Annotated in this window: 17 protein-coding genes; 6 read left to right on the top strand and 11 right to left on the bottom strand. The window is 46.8% G+C overall.

The genetic code is table 11. The annotated features are described in order from the left end of the window. Nucleotides 1-6 precede the first annotated feature (6 nt). The 4 genes from LU361_RS19225 to LU361_RS19210 form a co-directional block, all read right to left on the bottom strand. A complete protein-coding gene (locus LU361_RS19225; RefSeq protein ID WP_233090789.1) occupies nucleotides 7-600 on the bottom strand; it encodes a YqiA/YcfP family alpha/beta fold hydrolase in 594 nt (197 codons plus the stop codon). 312 nt (nucleotides 601-912) lie between these two features. Then, entirely contained in the window at nucleotides 913-1,704 is a 792-nt protein-coding gene (gene cpdA, locus LU361_RS19220) for a 3',5'-cyclic-AMP phosphodiesterase (protein ID WP_233090788.1), read from the bottom strand. A 263-nt stretch (nucleotides 1,705-1,967) separates the two neighbouring features. Further along, nucleotides 1,968-2,438: a DUF1249 domain-containing protein gene (locus LU361_RS19215; protein WP_233090787.1), complete on the bottom strand. Its 471-nt coding sequence runs from the start codon at nucleotides 2,436-2,438 to the stop codon at nucleotides 1,968-1,970. A gap of 317 nt (nucleotides 2,439-2,755) precedes the next feature. Beyond that, nucleotides 2,756-3,364: an NUDIX domain-containing protein gene (locus LU361_RS19210; RefSeq protein WP_233090786.1), complete on the bottom strand. Its 609-nt coding sequence runs from the start codon at nucleotides 3,362-3,364 to the stop codon at nucleotides 2,756-2,758. Nucleotides 3,365-3,865: 501 nt separating this feature from the next. Between LU361_RS19210 and LU361_RS19205 the strand changes: the two genes are divergently transcribed. From LU361_RS19205 to LU361_RS19195, 3 genes are all read left to right on the top strand, one after another. After that, nucleotides 3,866-5,212, top strand: a complete 1,347-nt coding sequence (locus tag LU361_RS19205; protein WP_233090785.1) for a TolC family outer membrane protein — start codon at nucleotides 3,866-3,868, stop codon at nucleotides 5,210-5,212. Between the two features lie 485 nt (nucleotides 5,213-5,697). Continuing rightward, a complete protein-coding gene (locus tag LU361_RS19200; protein WP_233090784.1) occupies nucleotides 5,698-7,134 on the top strand; it encodes a rhomboid family intramembrane serine protease in 1,437 nt (478 codons plus the stop codon). A 9-nt stretch (nucleotides 7,135-7,143) separates the two neighbouring features. Further along, nucleotides 7,144-8,541, top strand: coding sequence for a B-box zinc finger protein (locus LU361_RS19195; RefSeq protein ID WP_233090783.1), 1,398 nt, complete (start codon nucleotides 7,144-7,146; stop codon nucleotides 8,539-8,541). 75 nt (nucleotides 8,542-8,616) lie between these two features. On the opposite strand, the gene LU361_RS19190 is transcribed toward LU361_RS19195, so the two are convergent. Further along, a complete protein-coding gene (locus LU361_RS19190; protein ID WP_233090782.1) occupies nucleotides 8,617-9,225 on the bottom strand; it encodes a LysE/ArgO family amino acid transporter in 609 nt (202 codons plus the stop codon). A gap of 159 nt (nucleotides 9,226-9,384) precedes the next feature. Here LU361_RS19190 and LU361_RS19185 point away from each other — a divergent pair, with 159 nt between their 5' ends. The 3 genes from LU361_RS19185 to LU361_RS19175 are packed head-to-tail and all read left to right on the top strand — an operon-like array spanning nucleotide 9,385 to nucleotide 11,471. Continuing rightward, a complete protein-coding gene (locus tag LU361_RS19185) occupies nucleotides 9,385-10,260 on the top strand; it encodes a LysR family transcriptional regulator ArgP (RefSeq protein WP_233090781.1) in 876 nt (291 codons plus the stop codon). A 28-nt stretch (nucleotides 10,261-10,288) separates the two neighbouring features. Further along, the gene (locus tag LU361_RS19180) at nucleotides 10,289-10,753 is read left to right on the top strand and encodes a GNAT family N-acetyltransferase (protein WP_233090780.1); all 465 of its coding nucleotides are present in this window, start codon (nucleotides 10,289-10,291) and stop codon (nucleotides 10,751-10,753) included. Between the two features lie 10 nt (nucleotides 10,754-10,763). Further along, on the top strand, nucleotides 10,764-11,471 hold the full coding sequence (locus tag LU361_RS19175) for a sulfotransferase (protein ID WP_233090779.1): 708 nt from the start codon (nucleotides 10,764-10,766) through the stop codon (nucleotides 11,469-11,471). On the opposite strand, the gene waaA is transcribed toward LU361_RS19175, so the two are convergent. From waaA to tfpB, 6 genes are all read right to left on the bottom strand, one after another. After that, nucleotides 11,456-12,742, bottom strand: coding sequence for a lipid IV(A) 3-deoxy-D-manno-octulosonic acid transferase (gene waaA, locus LU361_RS19170; protein WP_233090778.1), 1,287 nt, complete (start codon nucleotides 12,740-12,742; stop codon nucleotides 11,456-11,458). The genes LU361_RS19175 and waaA overlap by 16 nt on opposite strands. Nucleotides 12,743-12,761: 19 nt before the next feature. After that, nucleotides 12,762-14,510 (bottom strand): lipid A export permease/ATP-binding protein MsbA, encoded by a 1,749-nt coding sequence (gene msbA / locus LU361_RS19165; protein ID WP_233090777.1) that lies wholly within the window; start codon nucleotides 14,508-14,510, stop codon nucleotides 12,762-12,764. A 26-nt stretch (nucleotides 14,511-14,536) separates the two neighbouring features. Then, entirely contained in the window at nucleotides 14,537-15,544 is a 1,008-nt protein-coding gene (gene waaC / locus LU361_RS19160; RefSeq protein ID WP_233090776.1) for a lipopolysaccharide heptosyltransferase I, read from the bottom strand. 97 nt (nucleotides 15,545-15,641) lie between these two features. Then, nucleotides 15,642-16,571: a branched-chain amino acid transaminase gene (locus LU361_RS19155; protein ID WP_233090775.1), complete on the bottom strand. Its 930-nt coding sequence runs from the start codon at nucleotides 16,569-16,571 to the stop codon at nucleotides 15,642-15,644. A 65-nt stretch (nucleotides 16,572-16,636) separates the two neighbouring features. Beyond that, complete coding sequence (gene glnE, locus LU361_RS19150) at nucleotides 16,637-19,714, bottom strand: bifunctional [glutamate--ammonia ligase]-adenylyl-L-tyrosine phosphorylase/[glutamate--ammonia-ligase] adenylyltransferase (RefSeq protein WP_233090774.1); 3,078 nt, start codon at nucleotides 19,712-19,714, stop codon at nucleotides 16,637-16,639. Between the two features lie 91 nt (nucleotides 19,715-19,805). Then, nucleotides 19,806-21,566 carry a type IV pilus assembly ATPase TfpB gene (tfpB, locus tag LU361_RS19145; protein ID WP_233090773.1) on the bottom strand — a complete coding sequence of 587 codons (1,761 nt, stop codon included), beginning with the start codon at nucleotides 21,564-21,566 and terminating at the stop codon, nucleotides 19,806-19,808. Nucleotides 21,567-21,972: the final 406 nt, after the last annotated feature.

Here is a 21,972-nt window from a genome sequence, read left to right as displayed (position 1 = left end):
TGTGGTTTAAGTGCGCTGGCCGTAGAATTGATCAAAAAATTCCATGCAATCAGAAAGATGGTTTTCGAAACCTTCGAAACTGTGATTACCTCCCTCTTCGATCAATTGACGCGCACTTTGATATTTTTCTACCGCCTGACGGTAGTCTAGTGTTTCATCGTTTGTTTGGGCCATTAACCAATAGTTTTGAGTTCTGGATACGGCGACATCGAACGCTTCAAGTTCCGCAATATGGTGTGAAGCTAGCTCGTAGGTATCTTGAGTATGGTAGTTCTGTAGCGGCTTGCCGACATAATCGGGCAGCAATGCTTGAGGTTTACACGCTGGGTTTACCACAATCGCGGGCAAGTCGTATTTTTCCGCTAAAAATGTCGCCCAAAAACCACCTAAAGAGCTGCCCATCAGATAAATTGGCCCAGACAGACTCTCAACGCGATCCTGCAAAATTCGACCCGTCTCCTCTGGGTAAGGCGGAAGCTTGGGGGCGAAAAATTCGACCTCTGGACGGTTTGTCTCTAGCCAAGACTTTGTCACCTGAGCTTTGTGCGACATGGGAGAACTTAAAAACCCATGAATGTAGATTAACGACGCCTTTGCCATTACTGTCAGCCTTTTAAATCCTAACGCCTAACATCACCTGACATTTGGCACAGTTGGTTCCCGACAGATATTAAACGAGGGGCTGATACCATACCAGACGAACTGATGAGTTTGTGGTGAAATTTTGCGATTGCTAAGAGTTGTAAACGGATTTGTTGGGAAGATGGATCTATTGTGGAGCCTGTTAGCAACACAACATCGAATCAGGCACATTTATTTCGAGCTCTTAAGAACAACGAGCAGCCCGCGTACTGGAAGTCATTTTATAGACTGAGTACGCAGGTATTAACAATGATTTTGGTTTGGAGAAAATTAGTAGCCGGATGAGCTGAAATCGATGTTGTAGTTTTTCTCATCAACACGACCGATAGAGGTGGTAATACCGCCATCGCTTTGCAGGTTGAACATACGATAACCCGGCATTGTTGTATCAATCGTAAACTGATCGCACTTAGGTTTGAACTGCACACAAGTGGATGGACTGGCAAACAGTTCGACACCGTTGCGAACCATGTGGAAATCTTGGTGAACATGACCCCAAGCCACACTGCGAACGTTTTCGTGTTGGTCGAGAATACTAAAGAATCGATCGGAACTGCGAACCAAGTATTGATCGATCCAGGCACTGCCCACTTTCACCGGTTGATGGTGCAAGAAAATCATGGCGTGGTGGTTTGGATGGCGACCCAAAGTTTTGTCGAGGAATTTCAATTCGCTGTCCGACAAATCGCCGTACTCAAAACCCGGTACGCGAGAATTGAGCAAAATAAAGATCCAAGAACCGAGCACCAATACGGGATTCATCACCGCAGGCCCCATGACCCGAGCCATAACTTCGTGGTCATCATGATTGCCCGGCAAACACGCGAAGCGTGAAATACCTTGATTGGTGAGTGTATCGGCGAAGCGACGGTAGGACTCAGGGCTGCCGTCGTTGGAGATGTCACCAGAAGCGATCAGTAAATCGTGCTCCGGCAACGATGTGAGAACATCCTGCAAGCTGTTGTCAGTATTCACCCCCAACAGTTCCTCACCCGGATTTTTGCCGAGGTGTGGGTCGGTGATTTGAGCTAGTCGAATTGTCTTTGACGCTGATAAATACAACGTTGCCCCCGCTTGAGTTGGCTAGTTCGCTAAATCAAAAAATGATGGTTATACCGCTTGCTAACTATGGTTATAGCGCTTGCTGACAATGTGCGATACCGAAATGGAATGAACACATTGGATAATATAAGTCGAGTATACAAAGAACGACAGTGATCAGAAACTAAACGCTAACAAATTCAGCAACCTTTTATCGAAATTTTGCTCCAGTACACACTTTTACACATTTGTGTCTGCACCAAAACAAAGCAAATGACTGTTAACTACTCGGCGATAGTCGTAACAACCCTTCCACACGACAAACAATGGGATAGCCATTCGCCCAAAAAGCGATTGAGCTGAGCTTTCTCATCGATTTGGTGCATATGCTGATTTGGGTACGAATATCGTGCTCGGGTGTTCCAGTAAGTATTCCAAGCAACCACTTCCGCCATTTGAGCATCGTGATACATACGCACTCGAAGCACCCGTCGGTCAGGCTGCTCTGACCAATTCAACGCACAGGACAATTGCTCGATTTCAACGGTGGAGGTGTAAGGGGCATGTTCAATTACGCTCAATCGAACTCGCTCACTTACCGCGTTAGTGTTGCCATCAACTGTATACTCCCAGCAATTTTGTTCACTGAGTTTAGGTAACAGTTTCAGTAAGCGCACGTAGTTCGCGTCGCACTCGGCCTGCTGAGCACGCAAATCGACAGCATACTGATGGCGTTCTTTAACAGCTGACCTCATCTGCAACAATCAAGCTCCAGTCGTTGAATTTAATAAATATAAATACACACGCAAACTGCCGCTGTAGGCATTGCGATCGTGTTTGTCACTGTGTATTTGCAAGCGCTTAGCAACGATAAAAAGCGATTTGAATAAGCCAATCAAAACACCAAGCACACAGCAATAAGCCCTAAGCATAGCGCGTTTTTGCGCGAATAAAATAGCGACTGGCCGCGAATGCGTATTCAGGGTTTGCTATTAATAACTGAATACCTCATTCAAAAACCAGATACCCTGTCAGAATGCGCATAACAATTCACAGTCTGTAAGGTACGCTCTCAGCGAGCTTTCAGTTGATCTCTGTGTCGCTGCAGCCACTGCAACGCGATCACCGTCGCTGCATTATCGAATCGATCGGTAAAGATTCTTTCAAAAACCTGATCGGCACTTTCTACATGCAAGCGAATATCTTCGTTTTCGTGCTCGAGCCCGAAAATTCCGCCGCTCTCATCCAGAGTTCCCAATGCGCAGAACAAGTGGATTCGCTCATCGCAACCACCCGGACTCGAAAGATAACTGCCGATGGGAATTAATTGCTCAGCCGTGAAATTAGCCTCTTCTATTAATTCACGCTCAATACAAGACTCAGGCGTCTCGCCCTGTTCGACAATGCCGGCAATAACTTCGTAACACCAAGGCGTTTTACTGGTAGCAATAGCGCCCACTCGAAATTGCTCAACATAGCCAATCGCGTCTTTTTGAGGGTCGTACAAAATCGCTGCTACGGCTTCACCTCGGACAAATAATTCCCGAGTAAATTCTTGGCTCCAACCGCCGGAAAACAAACGGTGTTTCAGTGTGTACGTGAGCATCTTGAAAAAGCCGCGATAACTCACCACTTTTTTTGAAATCGAAACATCTTGTTGATCGAAATTTGGGGTACTCATTAACGGACTCTATGCTCCAATAATTGTCTTTTCTTAACACCTACACAGGTTTTCACTTGCTAATGACGCATTTTTACGCGCCATTATGATTAATAGGTTCAGTCTTATATTGCGGGGGGGTATACTATTTTTCGATTGAAGCAAACACGAATTATGCGTGTAATCAGCTCAGTAAAACCTCCCATAATTGGCGCAATCGGTTAGATTTTTTGGCGTATAACACCACTACACCTAGATAAATTCGGTTTATAGTTAATCAAAGGCCACATACGAAACCATTTATAACGTTCTTGCGTCTACTATGACTTAAGGCTGGGCTGCCCAACGTTTTAATTAACGCCTTTTGCAAGCAGTTAACAAAACGACCCAATTCTGGGCTTGCAAATCCCAAGTATTCATCGCGCTTGTTTTATCAAACGCTCGAAATCCCATATTTATTCATCGGCGACGGCAATCAAGGAGTCGCAGATAATCGTTACTAGAGTTAAGGCATTAACACACATGGCAAGAAAACCACTGAGATATTTGTTATCACTCGCTTTGTTGGCAGCGCCATTATCAGCGTTCGCCGTGGATTTAAAAGAAGTTTATCAACTCGCCCTAGACAATGAACACCAACTAAAAGCTGATCGTGCCGCTTATGAAGCCGGGCGCCAAGCTAAGATTATTAACCGCACCGGTATTGTTCCCAATATTGGCGCACGCGCCGAATACACCGATGTGGAATTCGATGCGGGCATCAGTACGCAAAACTTTAATACCTCCAACCGCTCTCAGGTTTATTCGATCACGCTAACACAAGCCTTGTTCGACCTGAACGCTTGGTACACCTACAAACAGGGTTTGCGCCTAACCGATCAAGCCAAAGCGCAATTCGAAGCCGACGAGCAAGCGTTTATGCTGCGTGTGGCCAACGCCTATTTTGATGTTTTGCGAGCAGCGGATGTGCTAGAAAACTCTATCGCGCTTGAAAAAGCCCTAAAAAGCCAGCTCGATCAAACCCAGCAACGTTTCGAAGTGGGCCTGACTGCAATCACTGACGTTCACGATGCACAAGCAGACTACGATAACGCACGCGCGGAAACCCTTGGCAATCAGAACGTGCTCGGTACCGCTTACGATACCTTAGAGGTGATCACCGGCTCGCCGCAAACTGCCGTATCTGCGTTATCGGATAGCTTCCCAGTCACCGAACCGGTTCCTTCTGATCGCAAACAATGGGTTGAATTTGCCCTGAAAAATAACAACAGTTTGGAAGCCGCGCGTTTTTCTGCAGAAGCTGCACGCCAAAGCTCACGAGCGGCATCAAGCTCGCTGTTACCGACTGTGCAAGCGCAGTTATTGAAATCCGACGATCACAACTTTGAAGGCGACCGCGACACCGACCGCTCCGGTTTCGTCGTCACCATCGATTTGCCAATCACCAACGGCGGCGGTTTAAAAGCTCAGAAACGTCAAGCCGCAGCAGAATATAACCAAGCCCAAGAAACCTTTTTGCAAACCAAGCGCGAAATCATCCAATCGGCACGATCTCAGCACTTGGGCGTATTAACCGACGTTGCAACCGTAGCGGCGCGTAAGCAGGCGATTGTCTCCAGTGAGAGTTCTTTGGAAGCAACCCAAGCCGGGTACGAGGTAGGTACGCGAGACTTCGTTGATGTTTTGAACGCTCAACAAGGTGTGTTCCAAGCCAAATCTGACTATTACAATGCTCTGTACGACTACATCATCGGCACATTAGAGCTCAAACAAACCGCTGGCACACTGGCCCCGTCGGATATTTTGGAACTCAACAACTGGTTGAATTCGGGCACAGAAAAATCACGCGCGAATTACGGCCTAGACTAGAGCCTTGTAGCACGGCTTAAACCCTTTCTGCCGGAGAGAATTTTTCATCAACACGGCAGAGGTGTATGAGCTTGGTTATCCTATGTGAGCGAGGTTCTCTCGCTCATCATCCCCTTTTTCCCTTTGTCTGCTTTCTCTCGCCACTTTTCCTTCTATATCAAGGTTCCTGTACTCCCCCAATACATTCTTCTTGCTTAGCCATGTCTTGTCTCTTCAATTTCCGTTCTAGACTGAATCAGAACCACTTAAATTGAATAATTGGTCAAATCCGTTCATGGTTTGGTAGAGTAAGACACTATTTGACAATGATTTTTGAGAATGACTTTTGAGAATGATTAAGGCAAAAATCGAATTCAGCGGGACAATACACAAGTTCACTGTTGCCGTCGGTTGAGGTAGATTGATTCTTTGGAAACACTTATTCGTGAAATTAAGTTCGTGAAATTAAGCTTAATTAGACGCCACTGATTTAATAACAAGGTTCTATGGTTGTACTTCCTACAGAAAAACGCATTGATTGGTCTCGGCCACCTGTCGCCGTTTTCGCCCTGATATTACTGAATATCCTGATATTCGCTATTTACCAAAGCGGCGACGAGCGCAGACTCAACAACGCCTATAATTTTTATAAATCAGAGCAACTGAATAAAACCGAATGGCCAGCGTATCAAGACTTTTGGGAGCGTACCCAGGCGCAAAACTACGAGCTAACCCTAGATCAGCTGCTAGAAACAGATTCCGCGTATCTATTTCAAGACATGGTAACCAACCCGGATTTTGCCATTTACATTCGGGAAAACGATCAGTTCTACACCAACGACAGTAATGTTCTTGACCAGTGGCGATTATCGCGAGAAAAACTCAACGCCCAAGTAAATACCGTCAGCGCCCGCGCCTACGGTTTAACCACCCAGCATTTGAGTATTGTTAATTTAATCAGTCACCAATTTTTGCACGGCGACATCTGGCATTTAATGGGCAATATGATTTTTCTGCTGGTGTGCGGCTTTGCCGTTGAAGCCGCATTGGGTTCTCAGCGTTTTCTAACGTATTACCTTTTAGGTGGAATTGGCGCAGGAATTATTTACTGGTTATTCAATGCAGGCAGTCGCGAAACCAGCTATTTAGTCGGTGCCAGCGGCGCAATTTCAGCGGTGATGGCCATGTACGTGGCGTTGTTTAAGCTGAAAAAGATCGAGTTTTTTTACTGGGCATTTATCTTTGTCGGTTATTTTAAAGCACCTGCACTGTGGATTTTACCGGTCTATTTACTGACTGAATTGTTGTATTTGATTTTTGATACTCAATCGTCGGTAGCCTACAGCGCCCACATTGGCGGCTTCATCACTGGTTTCGCGTTAATTTTTTACACCCAGTACACCAATCAAAAAGCTATTGATGAAAACTATCTCGATCAAGATCAGGAAATTGATCACTATCGAGAAGAATTAGACCGCGTTTATAAAACCATCGCCAATTATGAATTTTCCCAGGCGTTGGATTTAACCAATAAAATGCTCGCCAATCACAGTAACGACCACACGTTACTGGAAATCAAACTGAATTTATTCAAAGCCATCGGCGGCGAAAAACAACAGGATTTTCTGGTTGAATGTCTTTCATCGCACGGCAATTTAAGCGGTCTTAACGAAGCTTGGTTGGCTTACTGGAAATCGCTCAACGAACAACAGCGACAAGCTTTTCAACCCAAAACACAAGCCCAAATTGCGATGAAATTGGTCGATGCCAACGAACCGTTGTTATCGGAAACAATATTCGAACACCTAGCCACATTAAAATTTCTCGATCCGGCGCTGGCAAAACTTGCGCGACGTCTGTCACATTATTACGAACGTGAAGGCTTCCCCAATAAAAAAGTTCGCTACGATGAATACGCCGATGAACTAACGCGGAACCTCTAACCCTGTAGTATGAGCCACTGTAAATATCATCCGTTAAAACCTGCCAGTTACTATTGCCGCAACTGTAAGCTCTTCACGTGCGAATCTTGCTGCGATGAAAATCCAGCCTCCGACGATATCGAAGCGCGTCGCTGTTTTAACTGCGGACAACCGCTGACCTTCTTGGGCGCGGCCTACAGTGTTGAGCCATTTTGGCGGAAGTTGGATCAGATTTATCGCTACGGATTTAATAAGCAATCGCTGATGTTGATCGGGTTAGTGACAGTCATTGCTTTCCTCGCCCAATACTACCAAGTGACGCTGTTGCTATTAGTGCCAGCCATTTTTCTGATGCGCTACTCGTTTCAGTGTTTGGAAAACACCGCTGCTGGAAAAATGGAAGCACCGAAAGTCGAAGAAAGCTTTAACGGCGGCATACAATTGCTGGCCCAGGTGATTGCAATTGGCGGTTTAGGTATCGCCCTGGTCATTGTCGTGGAAAGTTTTTTAGGCGAAGAACTGGCGATTGTCATGCTGTGTTTGGTGCTGATCGTGCTGCCTGCGAATTTTATCTTATTGGCGGTCAATGGTGATTTAGCCGAAGCCGTCAGCCCCTCCAATATTGCACAGTTAATTAAATCCACCGGTGCCGCCTACATCATCATGCTGGTGTTTTTGTTTATTATGTCGTCGTCGCTGGTGCTGCTATCGAGCTTAATCGGCGCAGAACATAAAAACATTCAAATCATTACCAGCAACCTAATCACCGGTTATTACAGCGTCATTACCTTTCACATGATGGGGTATTTGGTGTTTCAAAAACAAGATGCGTTGGGGTTCTACGCACCGGATTCCAGCGTTTCTCACGAACCGAGAACCGAACTGCAAATAAAAACCGCGCAAATAGAAGTGCTGGTCAAAGAAGGCCGTTACTCCTTGGCCATTGAGGTTTACCGCGAACTGCTGCCTAAAAACCACAACAATCTCAGCTTGTGGGAAAAGTGTTTTAAACTCATTTGCGCGGTTAAAGACAAAGACGCCCTGGAGCGTTATTCGGATACTTACTTACCCAGAATCATGAGCCGTGGCGACGAATACGCAACGGTAAATACCTACCGAGCGATTTCTGCGGTAATTCCCAATTACCACCCATCAAAAGCAGATGTGTGTAACGATCTTGCCAGAGATTTATTCAACCAAGGCGATTACAAGTCAGTCATTAAATTGCTGAATAATTTCCACAAACGCTACAACAACAAACCTGCAATTTTTGAAGCTTACACGCTTCTGAAAAGCGCGTTGCTAAAAACCCCTAATCTCGCACACAAAGCCGACAGTTACCAAAAATTCTTGGATAAACTAAAAGCAACCATCGACAGCGATCGAGAAAAAGAGCTGAAAGATAATCCTTTGGCTAAGTTTATGTAATGCAGTATTAATTAGATGGCCAACACACACCCTGATTAATTCATTCGAATAATCAGGGTTGTTTAAGACCTGCTATTACATCAGCAGTAAGCTCAAAGCAATCGCCCACATCATTAACGCCACAATCGTATAAAGAATTTTCCAGGCAATCGGTTTCTCGAACAACGGCTGCAACGCCTTGCCTAAAATACACAAAGAAACAAACCAAGTAATTGATGCCATAGACGCACCGAAGGCAAAAGCAAACTGATCTGTACCAGGCATTTGCGCACCGACAGAGCCGATCAATACCACGGTATCCAAATACACGTGTGGGTTGAGCAAACTCACCGCCAAGGTCATCAAAATAATGGTTCTACGACCGGTAACCACCGTTTTACTGGACTCTAATGTTTGCTCTTTGCGGGAATCACAAAACGCGCGATAACCGTACCACGCCAAGAACGCCGCTCCGCCGTATTTAAAATACGTGACCATCTCCGGCGCTTGCTCAATCACAACCCCAAAGCCAAAAACACCAGCCGAAATAAGGGTGATATCAATCACCATACAAATAGCGGCCATCAGCCATTGATGTTGGTTACGAATACTTTGACTGATTAGCATGGCATTTTGCGCACCAATAGCGACAATCAACCCCAGCGTCAACGAATAGCCTTTGACGATCGGCAACAGACTGATCATTTGCAGTTCCTAAAAAAATAGAGTTTCGAAGAATAAGAAGTTTGTGCTGGACACACAGAAGTGTCTGTCAAACGCTATAGCTTCAACAGACAATTAAAGTTTAAGATAGGAATCGAATCCACAAAAACTAAATATTCTGATCACAGATAAGTTTTTCTTATGCAGCTCATCAATCGACAATTACGAGCATTGGCGGCGGTCATTGAAACCGGAAACTTTGACCGCGCGGCACAGAGGCTCAATATCTCCCAATCTGCGGTATCCCAGCGCATCAAGCAACTGGAACAACAGTCGGGTCACACACTGTTGTTGCGCGGTAATCCACCCGTTCCCACCGAACTCGGCAAACGCCTGATGAGCTTTTACCGCCAGGCCGAACTGCTCGAATCCGAAATGTTCGGCGCCCACAGCAACCGATCGCACAACCTCACTATCGGTATCAACGCCGACAGCCTCGGCACCTGGTTTATTCCGGCTATGGCAGAATTCGTCAAACAGAATCAGGTATTGCTGGATTTGAAGGTCGATGATCAGGACGAAACATTAGAGCTGTTGCGCAAGGGGGACGTCATTGGCTCGATCAGCTCCCACAAAGAGCCCATCAGTGGCTGTGACAGTTTCCACTTGGGCGATATGGTGTACTACAGCGTGTGCACCGAGGAATTCAAACAGACTTATTTTCCCAACGGGCCTTCCGCCGAGCATTTTATCGATGCACCAGCGCTGCACTTTGGTCCCAAAGATAAATTGCAGGAAAATTACTTAGCCGAACACTTTCAGCTCAAGGTCGCGCAGTATCGTTTTCACCAAATTCCTTCGGCGGAAAATTACCTGGATTTTATTCGCCGAGGATTAGCGTGGGGACTGGTGCCGGAGTTGCAGTGCCAAAAGTACATTGATCGCGGTGATCTCATTAAGCTCACGCCTCACATTCCGGTATTTGTGCCTTTGTATTGGCACACCTGGACGGTAAAATCGAACCTTGTTCGAGAATTCACGCAATTAATTTTAAATTACTGTGCAAAGCACTGGTAACCCCTTGTTCATTTTCAGGATATTGTAGATGTCAGAATCACGATTCACCGTTCGCCAAGGCACCCTAGAAGACGCTGAAATCATCGTCGAATTCAATCAAGCCATGGCGATGGAAACCGAAGACAAAACACTGGATAACGCCATACTCACCAATGGTGTAACACGTTTAATCAGCGAACCCGAGCGCGGCTTTTATTTGGTTGCCAGCGAAAACGACACCATTGCCGGCAGCTTAATGATCACCAAAGAATGGAGTGATTGGAGAAACCAAGAATTCTGGTGGATTCAAAGTGTTTACGTTGCCCCCGAATTTCGTCGCCAAGGTGTCTACCGCTTGCTGTATCAATCCGTGAAAGAGCTGGCCGATCAGCAAAATAATGTCTGCGGTTTTAGGCTCTACGTTGAAAAAGAAAATCGCGTTGCCCAAACCACTTATGAAAATTTAGGCATGGAAGAAAGCTATTATTTAATGTACGAGCAGGCCAATCATTAATTCATAATTTATGCTGAAACCCAATCAGAAAATTTTTATTCTTGGCCTACCGAGAACTGGCACAACCAGCTTGTGCCATGTATTTCTGCAACACCATTTTTTGGTGGCTCACACCGCTTTCACCGAGGCTGCGTTTGAACAAGCCAACGTTATTGCCGATACACCGGTTTTTTCTGATTTTTGCGAGCTGAATGCGCTTTATCCCAACAGCATTTGGATGTATCTGCATCGAGATTTTAACGATTGGTTGCCGTCGATTACATTAATGTTGGATAAACTCAAACATCAACCCAGAGAGCGATTTCATCCACTGATTATTCGGTCGTTCGAACGCAGCTTTGGGCCTTTGAATCAAACACGGTTAACTGATACAGAACATTTAGCGCACTGTTACGCTGAGCACTTCAATAAAATAAAAACGCTGGCCGTTAAACTCAATAAATTATTAATAACCGCTGAATTAGTCGATCTTGAAAACACCACCGCAACGGCGGATTTTTCCAAGCTCGTTGATAGGATCAACAATAATACAATTGAATATAATCACGGTGAAATTAAAAAAAATTCAGAAGACTTTGAAAGATTAAAAATTGCCGCGCAGCCACTCAATAAAAACGGAAAAATCACCGATTGGCAGGCAATAAAACACCCCAGTAAAGTTCCCTCTCACCTGGCAAAAAACGGCCGACGAACGTTTTTTGATTATTCCGTTGTTTGATCAGCTGCTGGCAAATAGGGTTTGATTTCCGCAATGGCTCGCGCTAATGCGCCGCGATTTTCCAAAGCAAATTCACCCGACTGCCTGCCCGCTACTGCGCGTAAATCATCGTCCAAAAAACGGCTTAATTGCTGATAAAGCTCGTCACTGTCATTGACGATACTAAGAGCATTTTTTTCCAGTAACTGATCACTGATGACTGAAAAATTAAACAGGCTCGGCCCACTCAATAAAGGTAAATTCCAGTTCGCCGGTTCAATTAAATTGTGGCCACCGTTTTCCACCAAACTGCCGCCGACAAAGGCAAGATCAGCGAGGCCATAAAGCATCATCAATTCGCCCAATGTATCGCCCAACAATACCTCGGTACCCTTGGCTAACATTTCGGTCTGGCTTCTTTTTTCAGTGGTGAAAGACGAGCACAATTCGGCAACGGATTGGAACCGTTCGGGGTGTCTGGGCACCAAAATTAATAACGCTTTCGGTTGCTTGGCAAGCAAACGTTTGTGTGCCGCCAAAATAATTTCATCTTCGCCTTGATGAGTTGACGCGGCGATCCAAATAAATTGCCGACCAACGTCGTGCATGTGCGATTTCAGCTGTGAAGCTTTGCTTTTAATATCATCGGTGATTTCGATATCGAATTTAATACTGCCGCAGGCCACTACTTTGTTTTGCGCAGCACCAAGCTTTTTAAATCGCTCACCATCACTGTTGTACTGCACTGTGATCAGTGACATATCATCCAGCATTTGGGACATCATCGTGCCCAGTTTGGTGTAGCCCTTATAAGATTTCTCCGACAGGCGACCATTTAATAATGCAACGGGAATATTTCGGTTTCGGCAGGCTCGAATTAAATTCGGCCACAATTCCGTTTCCATGATAAAAAAAGCACGGGGATTAAACGCATCGAGAAAGCGGTCAACAAAAAGCTTGGTGTCGTACGGCGCATACACCAGCCAGATTTTATCGGCGAATAATTCCAACAATTGATCGCGACCGGTGGGTGTTGAACAGGTCACTAACACTTGGTATTGCTCTTCGCTCAGCAGCCATTCGATTAATGGCTTTGCTGCAATCGCCTCACCCACCGATACCGTGTGCAACCAAACCACAGGCCGCACACTGGTGTAAGTTTTGGTGTACAGCCCAAAACGCTCATCGATATTTAAGCCGTAACCAGGGTTTAATTTGGCGCGCTTTTTCAATCGTCTGCGTGCCAAAGGCAACGCTAATTTCCAAATTAAATCGTATTGCCAAAGCTTCATAATCAAATCAGTCGATGAATTAGTCCAGCTGTTGAGACGCATGCAGCTGGGCGTAAGCGCCCTGCTTTTCGAGCAACTGTGCGTGGCTGCCCGACTCTAAAATTTCCCCTTTGCCCATAACCACAATGCGATCAGCCGTTTCGATGGTGGATAAACGGTGAGCAATAACAATGGTGGTTCGATCGCGCATTAACGCTTCTAATGCCGATTGAATGGCGCGTTCGGATTCGGTATCGAGCGCGGAGGTTGCCTCATCCAAAATCAGTACCGGCGCATTTTTTAACAGCGCTCGAGCAATGGCAATGCGCTGACGCTGACCGCCAGAGAGACGGGTGCCGTCTTCACCAATAACGGTATCGAAACCCTCGGGCAGCTGCTCGATAAACTCCAACGCGTGCGCTGCGCGAGCAGCTTCAACGATTTCTTCACGGGTGGCATTGGCCAAATGACCATAAGCAATATTTTCAGCCACAGAGCAGTTAAACAAAGTAATGTTTTGGCTCACCAAGGCGAGATGCTCACGCAAATTAGTGAGTTCGTATTCCGGTAGCGATTTGCCGTCTAATAATATATCGCCAGAATTGGGCTCGTAGTAACGGCTAATCAAAGCAGCCAAGGTGGTTTTTCCGCTGCCAGATTTTCCGACCAAAGCGACGGTTTCACCGGCTCGAATGGTCAGATTAAGATCTTTTAAGGCGAGGCCAGAATCTTCGGAATATTGGAAATTCACCTGTTTAAAGGTCAATTCACCGTTAACGCGATCGGTTTTGTAATCGCCTTTATTCACTTCGGAATCGGCATCGAGAACATCGAACACACTTTCTGCGGCGGTAATGCCTTTTTGAATCATGCCACTGACTTGGGTTAAGGCGCGAATGGGTCGCGCCAATAAACCCGCCATCACAATGTAAGCCACGTGTTCTTCTGGGGTGCCATTAATAATCAGCACCAACAACATCACGCCAGCCAAGGCACAGGCCAAAATAAATTGCAGTACCGGCGTTTGCAGGGAGTGCACCAAATTAAATTTATTGCCCTGCGTGGTATTGCGCTCACTGCCTTCAAAGAATCGCTGTCGCTCGTAGTCTTCGCCGCCGTAACCGCGCACGAGGCGATAACCGGAGATCGCTTCGTTAGCAACGTGCGCGATATCGCCCATACTCGATTGAATGCGTTTACTGAGCTTTCTAAAACGACGACTGGCAAGTGTAACAATGCCCGCCATGAACGGTGCGGTAATCAAGAAAATAGACGTGAGCTGCCAGTTTTTGTAGAACAGATAAACCAGCAAAGCGATAACCGTAAAACCTTCACGAAAAATAGTTTTAACCGCATTCGACGCCGACGAGCTGACCTGATTAATGTTGAACGTAATAATGGCAACCATTTCGGCCGAGTTACGATCGTCAAAATATTTACTGGGTAAATACAGAATTTTTGCGAACAAGTTTTTACGCAAATCATTCACCACCGCCAGCGACACCAACGACATCGAGTAGTTGGCGAGAAAATAACTCGCTCCGCGAATGAAAGCTAAAACCACTACCAAGATCGGCACAAAATATAAACCTTTCTCGCTGGAGTCTTGCAGCGCTTTAATGAACTGTTCAATCACATAACCGAACGACGCTTGGGTAAGGCTGTAAATTAAAAACCCGAGTATCGACAAGCCGAATTTTAATTTGTGGGATTTTAGATAACCTAAAAGACGTTTGTAGATTTGCCAGCTGGACTGACTAGCGCGGGGATCATCAACTTGTTGATTCATAGAGTAAGAGTATTTCTAAACTCGCACTACGCCGAGTTTTTATGTGCTAGAGAATGACGTGAAAACTTCATGGAAGATTGCTGATGAATTAATTCATCGAGCAATTGCTGCAATCGCGATGGTGAATAATCTTCTTGATTGGAGGCTTCAATTTTTAGCTGCGTAATCTTAGAACCAATGGCCGAGGTCTGCCGGTCAGAACCCACACTCAATAAACAAATGGTCGGTGTTTCTAGGGCCGCAGCGAGATGGCTGAGATCATTGTCTACCGTCAAAATGGCCTTGGCTTGAACCATTACAGCGGCAATGCCCGACAATTTTAATTTCGGCATGGTTTCGACACCGGGAATACCCTCGGCCATGCCTTTGATGTAATCGCCCGATTGAACATCGCGCCACAATAATTTTACGCGTAAGCCGCTGTTAACCAGACTTTGGATCAGCTCTCGTCCCAGCTCAATGGGATAACGGCGCTTAACGTGGCGACAACCAAAACACAAAACAACGCTTTCGTCGTAGGCGTGACTGAATCGTTTTGAATCCAATGCGTATTGGCAGATCGGAAATTTTAACGAGTAATTCATGCCTTGGGCGAACAGGCGGCGAATTTGTTCGACTCGGTGCAATTGAGCGTCTGCTGGAAAGCGCTGGTTGTATAACAGCGAAAAGGCTTTTTTCTGATTGTTAAGGCGACTAAAACCCACGCAATTTGCGTTAAATGAACGGCTAAACCAAGCACTCAACCAGTTGCCGTGTAAATCGACCACCCAATCGTAAGAATATTTGCGCAGCTGCAAGCGAAGACGTTTGAGTTCGTCTGAGGCCATCAACGAGATAAAACCACGGCGCCACTGTTTAATGGGTAGAGCGTAGACTTTGTCGACCGCAGGATGCCAGGAAGGCACTTCTGCCCAGCGTTCATCGACCAAGGTGTCGATAACGATATGAGGTAGAGCTTGTTTGGCGTCACTGAATGCCGGCAGCATTTGCACCACATCAGCCAGACTTCCTGCATTAAGCACCAGGATTCTCACAGCGGCCATCTCTCAGTTGATTGTTTGGGCTATTAAGAAAATGAGCCTCGATTGAGGCTCATTTTTATATTAGTTTTTACAAGTCACTAATAAAAGTTTATTTAGCGACTGGAGTCAACCAATTTAGGTATTTCTCATCGCGACCGTGAATACAATCGAAGTATTTCGTTTGCAATTTTTCAGTCACAGGACCGCGTTTACCGTTGCCGATTTGACGACCATCGAGTTCGCGAATTGGCAGTACTTCTGCAGCGGTACCGGTAAAGAAGGCTTCATCGGCAATATAAACTTCGTCGCGGGTAATGCGGCGCTCTTTGATGGTGTAGCCGGCGTCTTTGGCTAAGCCAATAACGGTTGAGCGGGTAATTCCATCAAGACACGAAGTCAGCTCTGGGGTGTGAATCACACCGTCGCGCACAAGGAAGAAGTTCTCGCCGCTGCCTTCAGCGACGTAGCCGTCGACATCCAACAACAAAGCTTCGTCACAACCGCAGGCCAACGCTTCTTGCAACGCTAACATGCTGTTGATGTAGTGACCGTTCGCCTTTGCCTTACACATGGAAATATTCACGTGGTGGCGAGTGTAGCTTGAGGTGCGCACTTTAATGCCAATTTCTTTGGCTTCTGGCGACATGTAAGACGGCCAGTTCCAAGACGCAACCACAACGTGGACTTTAAGGTTATCCGCGCGCAAGCCCATGCCTTCTGATCCGTAAAATACCATCGGACGCAAATACGCGGCTTCGAGGTTATTTTCACGAACCGTAAGCTTTTGTGCTTCGTTAATTTCTTCTTGGCTGAACGGAATTTGCATGTTCATGATGTGTGCGGAACTGAACAATCTGCGCGTGTGCTCTTCCATGCGGAAAATAGAAGCACCAAGATTGTCGGCGTTGTACGCACGGACACCTTCGAAAACACCCATTCCGTAGTGCAGTGTGTGGGTCAAAACATGTATCTTGGCTTCGCGCCAAGGTACCAATTCACCATCTAACCAAATTACGCCATCGCGATCTGCAAACGACATAGAAAACTCCACCGATAAATTCTTTGCCTACAATTTTCGAACGGTAACTACCGCCCGCGACTCGTTCACGCCTGTGAATCGAGTTCCCCTTCAATCATCAGATTTTGCCATATGGATGTCACGGCTTGACGATACTCCAACAACGCATCTGTGGGTAAAACATTGGGTTGTTGTTGCAAAGCTAGGCGATGGCCGATGGATCGATAGGCTTTGTAAGCGTCCACCATGAGTTGAACATCACTTGATGGCATCAGACCAGCTTGTTCTATTTCGTCGAGTATCCGAATGTTATCAGAATACTTTACCAGCCGAGGGTGTTGGTGCGCCCAGGCCAGGGCGGCGTATTGAACCATAAATTCTATGTCGACGATACCACCGTGATCCTGCTTGAGGTGGAATAATGATTGTTTCGGTTTCGATCCTAAGTGTGAACGCATTTTATCCCGCATTTCGACAACGTCGGAGCGCAGGGTTTTAAGATCGCGCGCACGACACAGAATTTGCTCGCGCAAGTTCTGGAATTTCTCAATCAGAGAATACGTACCCGCCACCGGGCGCGAGCGCAGCAGCGCTTGATGTTCCCAAGTCCAGGCTTGGTCATTCTGATAGCGTTCAAACGCCTGCAAACTACTGACGAGCAACCCGGAATTTCCCGAAGGCCGCAAACGCATATCCACTTCATACAACCGTCCAGAAGGCGTGCGTGTGTTTAAAATGTGGATAATCTTTTTCCCTAAACGCGTATAAAACGTTGGATTATCCAGCGGCACATCGCCATCGGTGGACAATTGCGAGCTGCTGTCATGAATAAAGACTAGATCCAAATCCGAACCGTGGCCCAATTCAATGCCGCCTAATTTGCCGTAGGCGATGATGGCAAAACCTTTATCGGCAATCGGCCCATTCTCGTCGCACGGCACACCGTGGCGCTCGGTCAGAGAATTCCAAGCCAACTCCAATACCTGAACCAGAATTGCCTCGGCGAGCCAAGTCAGATAATCACTCACCTTCATTAATGGCAAGGCACCGCTCAATTCACAGGCAGCGACGCGCAAGGCGTGAGAACGGCGGTAATAGCGCAAGGTTTCCATTTGCGCTTCTAGATCATCGTTGGGAATACCAATTAGCGCTTGGTTGAGTTCTTGATTCAAGCTTTGCTTGTCGGGCACGCGATGCAAATTAGGCGCATCGATAAGTACTTCGAGCAACGCCGGGTGACGCGTTATCTGCTCAGAAATCCACACACTGGCGGCGTACAACCGTACGAGATGAGTCAGTACCGCCGGGTTTTCCTGCATAAGAATTAAGTAAGCGGTTCGTCTCGCCGTCGCTTCGAGCAACGGCAACAGGCGTGTCAGCACGGTATGTGAGGACTGATGTAACGGCTGCAATTCCCAATTGAGGAACTGCCAATCGAGTTCAGACACCTCTTTTAACAGGCGCCCGACAATATCGTCCATGCGATCTCGACTGCCCGAATTCATATGCACCAAGGCGCGACTGGTAGAAAACTCGCGTAATAACTCAAGGGTTTGTTCCGGCTGATCAAAACCAAAGGCATTCAATTCTTCGATTAAGACATCGGCACCTACTTCGCCCTGAACCACCGCTTGCCAAACCCTCAGCTGTGGCGAGTCTTCGACAACTTGGGTTTCTTCCGGCTCTTGAATAACGCCTTGGAAAGAGTCGTTCACACACTTGCGATGTTGTTGCAGGCATTCGTAGAAATCTTCCCATTGCTCAAACCCCATGACGTGAGCAAGGCTCGCTTGCGGCAATTCATCCACAGGCAGAGCTTGGGTTTGTCGATCAGCCCAGGCTTGAATTGCGTGCTCGGCTCGGCGCAAAAAGTAGTAGGCTGCCGTCAGTGCTTCAACTTCTTCTTGGGGCAAACAATTGAGTCGCCCTAGAATGGGCAAAATGTTCAACAAACGTCGGTCTTGCAGGTGTTTTTCGCGTCCGCCTCGAATCAGCTGGAACGCCTGGGCGATAAACTCCACTTCTCGAATGCCGCCGTAACCCAGTTTCACGTCTTGGCTTTTACCGCGCAGTTTCACCTCGCGATTAATCATGGCTTTTAAATCGCGCAAGGCTTTGATGACCGAGTAATCAACATAGCGACGGTAACTGAACGGCCGCAACAGGTTCATCAAATCATCTTTGGATTTATCCACAAAGGATGCGTCAAACCACGCTCCCTGGCTTTGTGCGATCACCCGCGCCTTGATCATGGCGTAGCGTTCCCACTCACGTCCCTGATTCTGATAGTAATCTTCCAGGGCAAGGAAGTTGGACGCCAAGGCACCACTTTGACCGTAGGGTCGCAGTCGCATATCGACTCGGAAGACAAAACCATCGGCGGTTTGAGAGTCGAGGGATTTAATAACTTTTTGCCCAAGACGAACGAAAAACTCCTGATTCGACAACGACTTGCGGACTTTTTGTCCTTCAAAGGGCTGGGTTTCACCGGCTTCGGGGAAAGCAAAAATAAGATCGATATCGGACGATAAATTCAACTCCCACGCACCGAGCTTACCCATTCCTAAAACAATAAACGGCTGCACCGTTTTAGTTTCTCGGCCGATGGGAACGCCGTGTTGCAGCGCCAGCAGCTGGTAGTGTAAATCCATACTCAACTGAACACTGGCACTGGCTAATTCCGACAACTCCGCGGTGATCTGTTCGTGGTTATGAATCTGATTCATCTCCCGCCAAATCAGAGAGATCATGGCAACCCGGCGGTGTTGGCGAACCAGCTTGTCCCAGCCCATGGTGAGCTTATCGATCTGGATTTTGGTCAGTACCTGGCTTTGAGTTAACACACACTGTTCGTGCGGCAGATTTTCATCGTCCAGCAGCGCGGCAAGCTTGTCTGTGAGTTGTTGGTAGTGTGAAACTGCACTGGGATTTTCTGTGGATAACTCTAGCGTTGCCACAACTTGGGTAACAATATCGGGGTGTGTTAAGAACGCGTCTTGCACGTATTGGCTGGCAATCAAGGTGCGGTTAAATTGTTCCCGCAGGTCTCCAACCAGCCTATTCTCTATGGTTTGCCACTGTTCGGGCCAGCGCTCCTGAAAGTTTGCACAAAACTTATCAACAAGCGCGGTTAATTGTTTCGATGGGGGATAAAATTGGCTCATAGTTATCGTTATATTTTTGTGGATAAGGTCAATCGGCGTTGATCTTGTCAACGCTCTTCTATCGATGCTTGCTTGGTCTTTGCGTTAGCAATTATTGCGTATCTATGGGAGGAGCGACACGTAAGACTTCTTCTAATGTGGTAATGCCGGAGGCAATTTTCTGCGCGCCGGACAACCGCAAAGTACGCATGCCTTCTTTCATGGCAATTAAACGCAGTTGTGAAATATCGGTGTCGTTGCGAACGTATTTTTGCACTGGTTGGGTCATGGGCAAGATTTCATAAATACCCTGGCGCCCAAGATAACCGGTGTTACGACATTCTAAACAGCCAACTGGCTCGTAGATGACTTTTGGCACTGGCGCTTTCCAAGGTTGCACAAGGGCTTCCCAGTCGGCGGTAGAAATTTTGCCTTCGGCTTTGCAGTGTGGGCATAGGGTTCGTACCAGTCGCTGTGCCATCACGCCCAATACCGTGTTTTTAATCAAAAAGCTTGGCACCCCTAAATCCAGCAATCGGTTGATCGCCGAGGGCGCGTCGTTGGTGTGCAATGTGGATAACACCAAGTGACCGGTCAGTGCCGCTTGCACTGCCATTTGCGCGGTTTCTAAATCTCGAATCTCCCCCACCATGATGATGTCCGGGTCTTGTCGCATCAAGGTTCGAATACCAGAGGCAAAATCAAAGTCGATCTGGGGGTTTACTTGGGTTTGGTTGAAACTGTCTTCGACCATTTCAATCGGGTCTTCCACCGTACTGACGTTCACTTCCGAAGTCGCCAACAGCTTTAAGGTCGAATACAGCGTGGTGGTTTTACCAGAACCAGTAGGGCCGGTAACCAAGATAATGCCGTGGGGGCTTTTCATCATTTTCTGCCACATGGCAAAATCTTCGCCCACAAGCCCCAAATCATTAAAGCTGCGCAACAACACTTCCGGGTCAAAAATACGCATCACCAACTTTTCACCGAATGCCGTCGGCAATGTGGATAAACGCAATTCCACTTCACTCTCATCGGCGCGCTTGGTTTTCACGCGGCCATCCTGTGGTTTGCGGCGCTCAGCCACGTTCATGCGCGACAGCACTTTCAAACGGCTGACAACTGCGGTTGTCACCGCAGACGGCATTTCATAAACCTGATGCAAAATGCCATCAATACGAAAGCGAATTTTGCCGACTTCACGTCTGGGCTCAATGTGGATATCACTGGCGCGCTGATCGAATGCGTACTGCAACAGCCAATCAACAATATTAACAATGTGCTGATCGTTCGCTTCGGGATCTTTTAGCGTGCCGAGTTCGAGCAATTGCTCGAAGTTGGTAACGTTGGTTGACTGACCGCCGATACCACGGGCACCAGAAATGGAACTGCTGAGACTGTAAAACTCCACCATGTAGCGGGCGATGTCTGCCGGGCTCGCTACCACCTTGCGTACGCTTCTGCGAGAGACCTGCTCAACCTGTGGAATCCAGTCTTCCATAAACGGTTGCGCAACTGCGATGGTGACTTCTTCAGAATTTACTTCTACGCACAGAATGTTGTGTCGTTTAGCAAACGCGTAAGAAATAATTGAGGTGACTTTGGCGACATCAATTTTTAACGGATCGATGTGATAAAGCGGCAGCTTGGCTTTATCGGCCAACCATTGCGCCAACACTTCATCGGTCAGCTTCGCTCCGGGTCGCGAAGGGTCATCCAAATTTTGGCTGGCAATAAAAGCCAGCGGATGCATCAACGCTTGATCGCGAGTTCTTGGCGTGCCTGAAAGTAAGTTCGCGTCGCCGCGATCAATGCGACCCTCATTGACCAGATCATCCAAACAATTGCGTAATTCAAGAATTCGATCGATCATGCTTGACCCTTTGCTGTGGATTAGTCACTAAAGACTTGACCTTACACTCAGCCTTCGTGTGATTTCAACCGAGCACCCTGGAATTTCATCGCGGCGATAAAACCATTCACGATAATTTGATCGATTCCGTCATCTCACGTTTATTAAGGTCAATGAACCTTTAAGCAAACTCTGATTAAAAATCGTGGATATACGCACATAAAGTTTTACAAATCGCCGACACGGAAAATCCTTTGCCCGGTATTTTCGCGTTAGACCATAATTAGAAACCGGCAAATAATGGACTTCTAATTCACCCACAGTATTACTGAGTAAAGGTGTGGATAACTGGCGCAAATGCAAATCTGGCGAGCTTTAGCGGCACAGAACAATTTTTAGTCACTGAGAAAAAGATAAGAATTAATAG

The sequence above is a fragment of the Sessilibacter corallicola genome (genome assembly GCF_021290925.1).
In the GTDB taxonomy this organism is placed as follows: Bacteria; Pseudomonadota; Gammaproteobacteria; order Pseudomonadales; family Cellvibrionaceae; genus Sessilibacter; species Sessilibacter corallicola.
The sequence above is the reverse complement of the archived record's forward strand: the minus strand, read 5'-3'. Positions and strand labels throughout refer to the sequence as shown.

What these genes read in the sequence shown, in the direction of transcription:
- LU361_RS19225 (WP_233090789.1), bottom strand. Translation starts at nt 600, where the DNA reads ATGGCAAAGGCGTCGTTAATCTACATTCATGGGTTTTTAAGTTCTCCC.
- LU361_RS19205 (WP_233090785.1), top strand. Translation starts at nt 3,866, where the DNA reads ATGGCAAGAAAACCACTGAGATATTTGTTATCACTCGCTTTGTTGGCA.
- LU361_RS19155 (WP_233090775.1), bottom strand. Translation starts at nt 16,571, where the DNA reads ATGTCGTTTGCAGATCGCGATGGCGTAATTTGGTTAGATGGTGAATTG.
- LU361_RS19185 (WP_233090781.1), top strand. Translation starts at nt 9,385, where the DNA reads ATGCAGCTCATCAATCGACAATTACGAGCATTGGCGGCGGTCATTGAA.
- LU361_RS19195 (WP_233090783.1), top strand. Translation starts at nt 7,144, where the DNA reads ATGAGCCACTGTAAATATCATCCGTTAAAACCTGCCAGTTACTATTGC.
- tfpB (WP_233090773.1), bottom strand. Translation starts at nt 21,566, where the DNA reads ATGATCGATCGAATTCTTGAATTACGCAATTGTTTGGATGATCTGGTC.
- LU361_RS19200 (WP_233090784.1), top strand. Translation starts at nt 5,698, where the DNA reads ATGGTTGTACTTCCTACAGAAAAACGCATTGATTGGTCTCGGCCACCT.
- LU361_RS19210 (WP_233090786.1), bottom strand. Translation starts at nt 3,364, where the DNA reads ATGAGTACCCCAAATTTCGATCAACAAGATGTTTCGATTTCAAAAAAA.
- waaA (WP_233090778.1), bottom strand. Translation starts at nt 12,742, where the DNA reads ATGAAGCTTTGGCAATACGATTTAATTTGGAAATTAGCGTTGCCTTTG.
- LU361_RS19215 (WP_233090787.1), bottom strand. Translation starts at nt 2,438, where the DNA reads ATGAGGTCAGCTGTTAAAGAACGCCATCAGTATGCTGTCGATTTGCGT.
- LU361_RS19190 (WP_233090782.1), bottom strand. Translation starts at nt 9,225, where the DNA reads ATGATCAGTCTGTTGCCGATCGTCAAAGGCTATTCGTTGACGCTGGGG.
- glnE (WP_233090774.1), bottom strand. Translation starts at nt 19,714, where the DNA reads ATGAGCCAATTTTATCCCCCATCGAAACAATTAACCGCGCTTGTTGAT.
- msbA (WP_233090777.1), bottom strand. Translation starts at nt 14,510, where the DNA reads ATGAATCAACAAGTTGATGATCCCCGCGCTAGTCAGTCCAGCTGGCAA.
- LU361_RS19180 (WP_233090780.1), top strand. Translation starts at nt 10,289, where the DNA reads ATGTCAGAATCACGATTCACCGTTCGCCAAGGCACCCTAGAAGACGCT.
- LU361_RS19175 (WP_233090779.1), top strand. Translation starts at nt 10,764, where the DNA reads ATGCTGAAACCCAATCAGAAAATTTTTATTCTTGGCCTACCGAGAACT.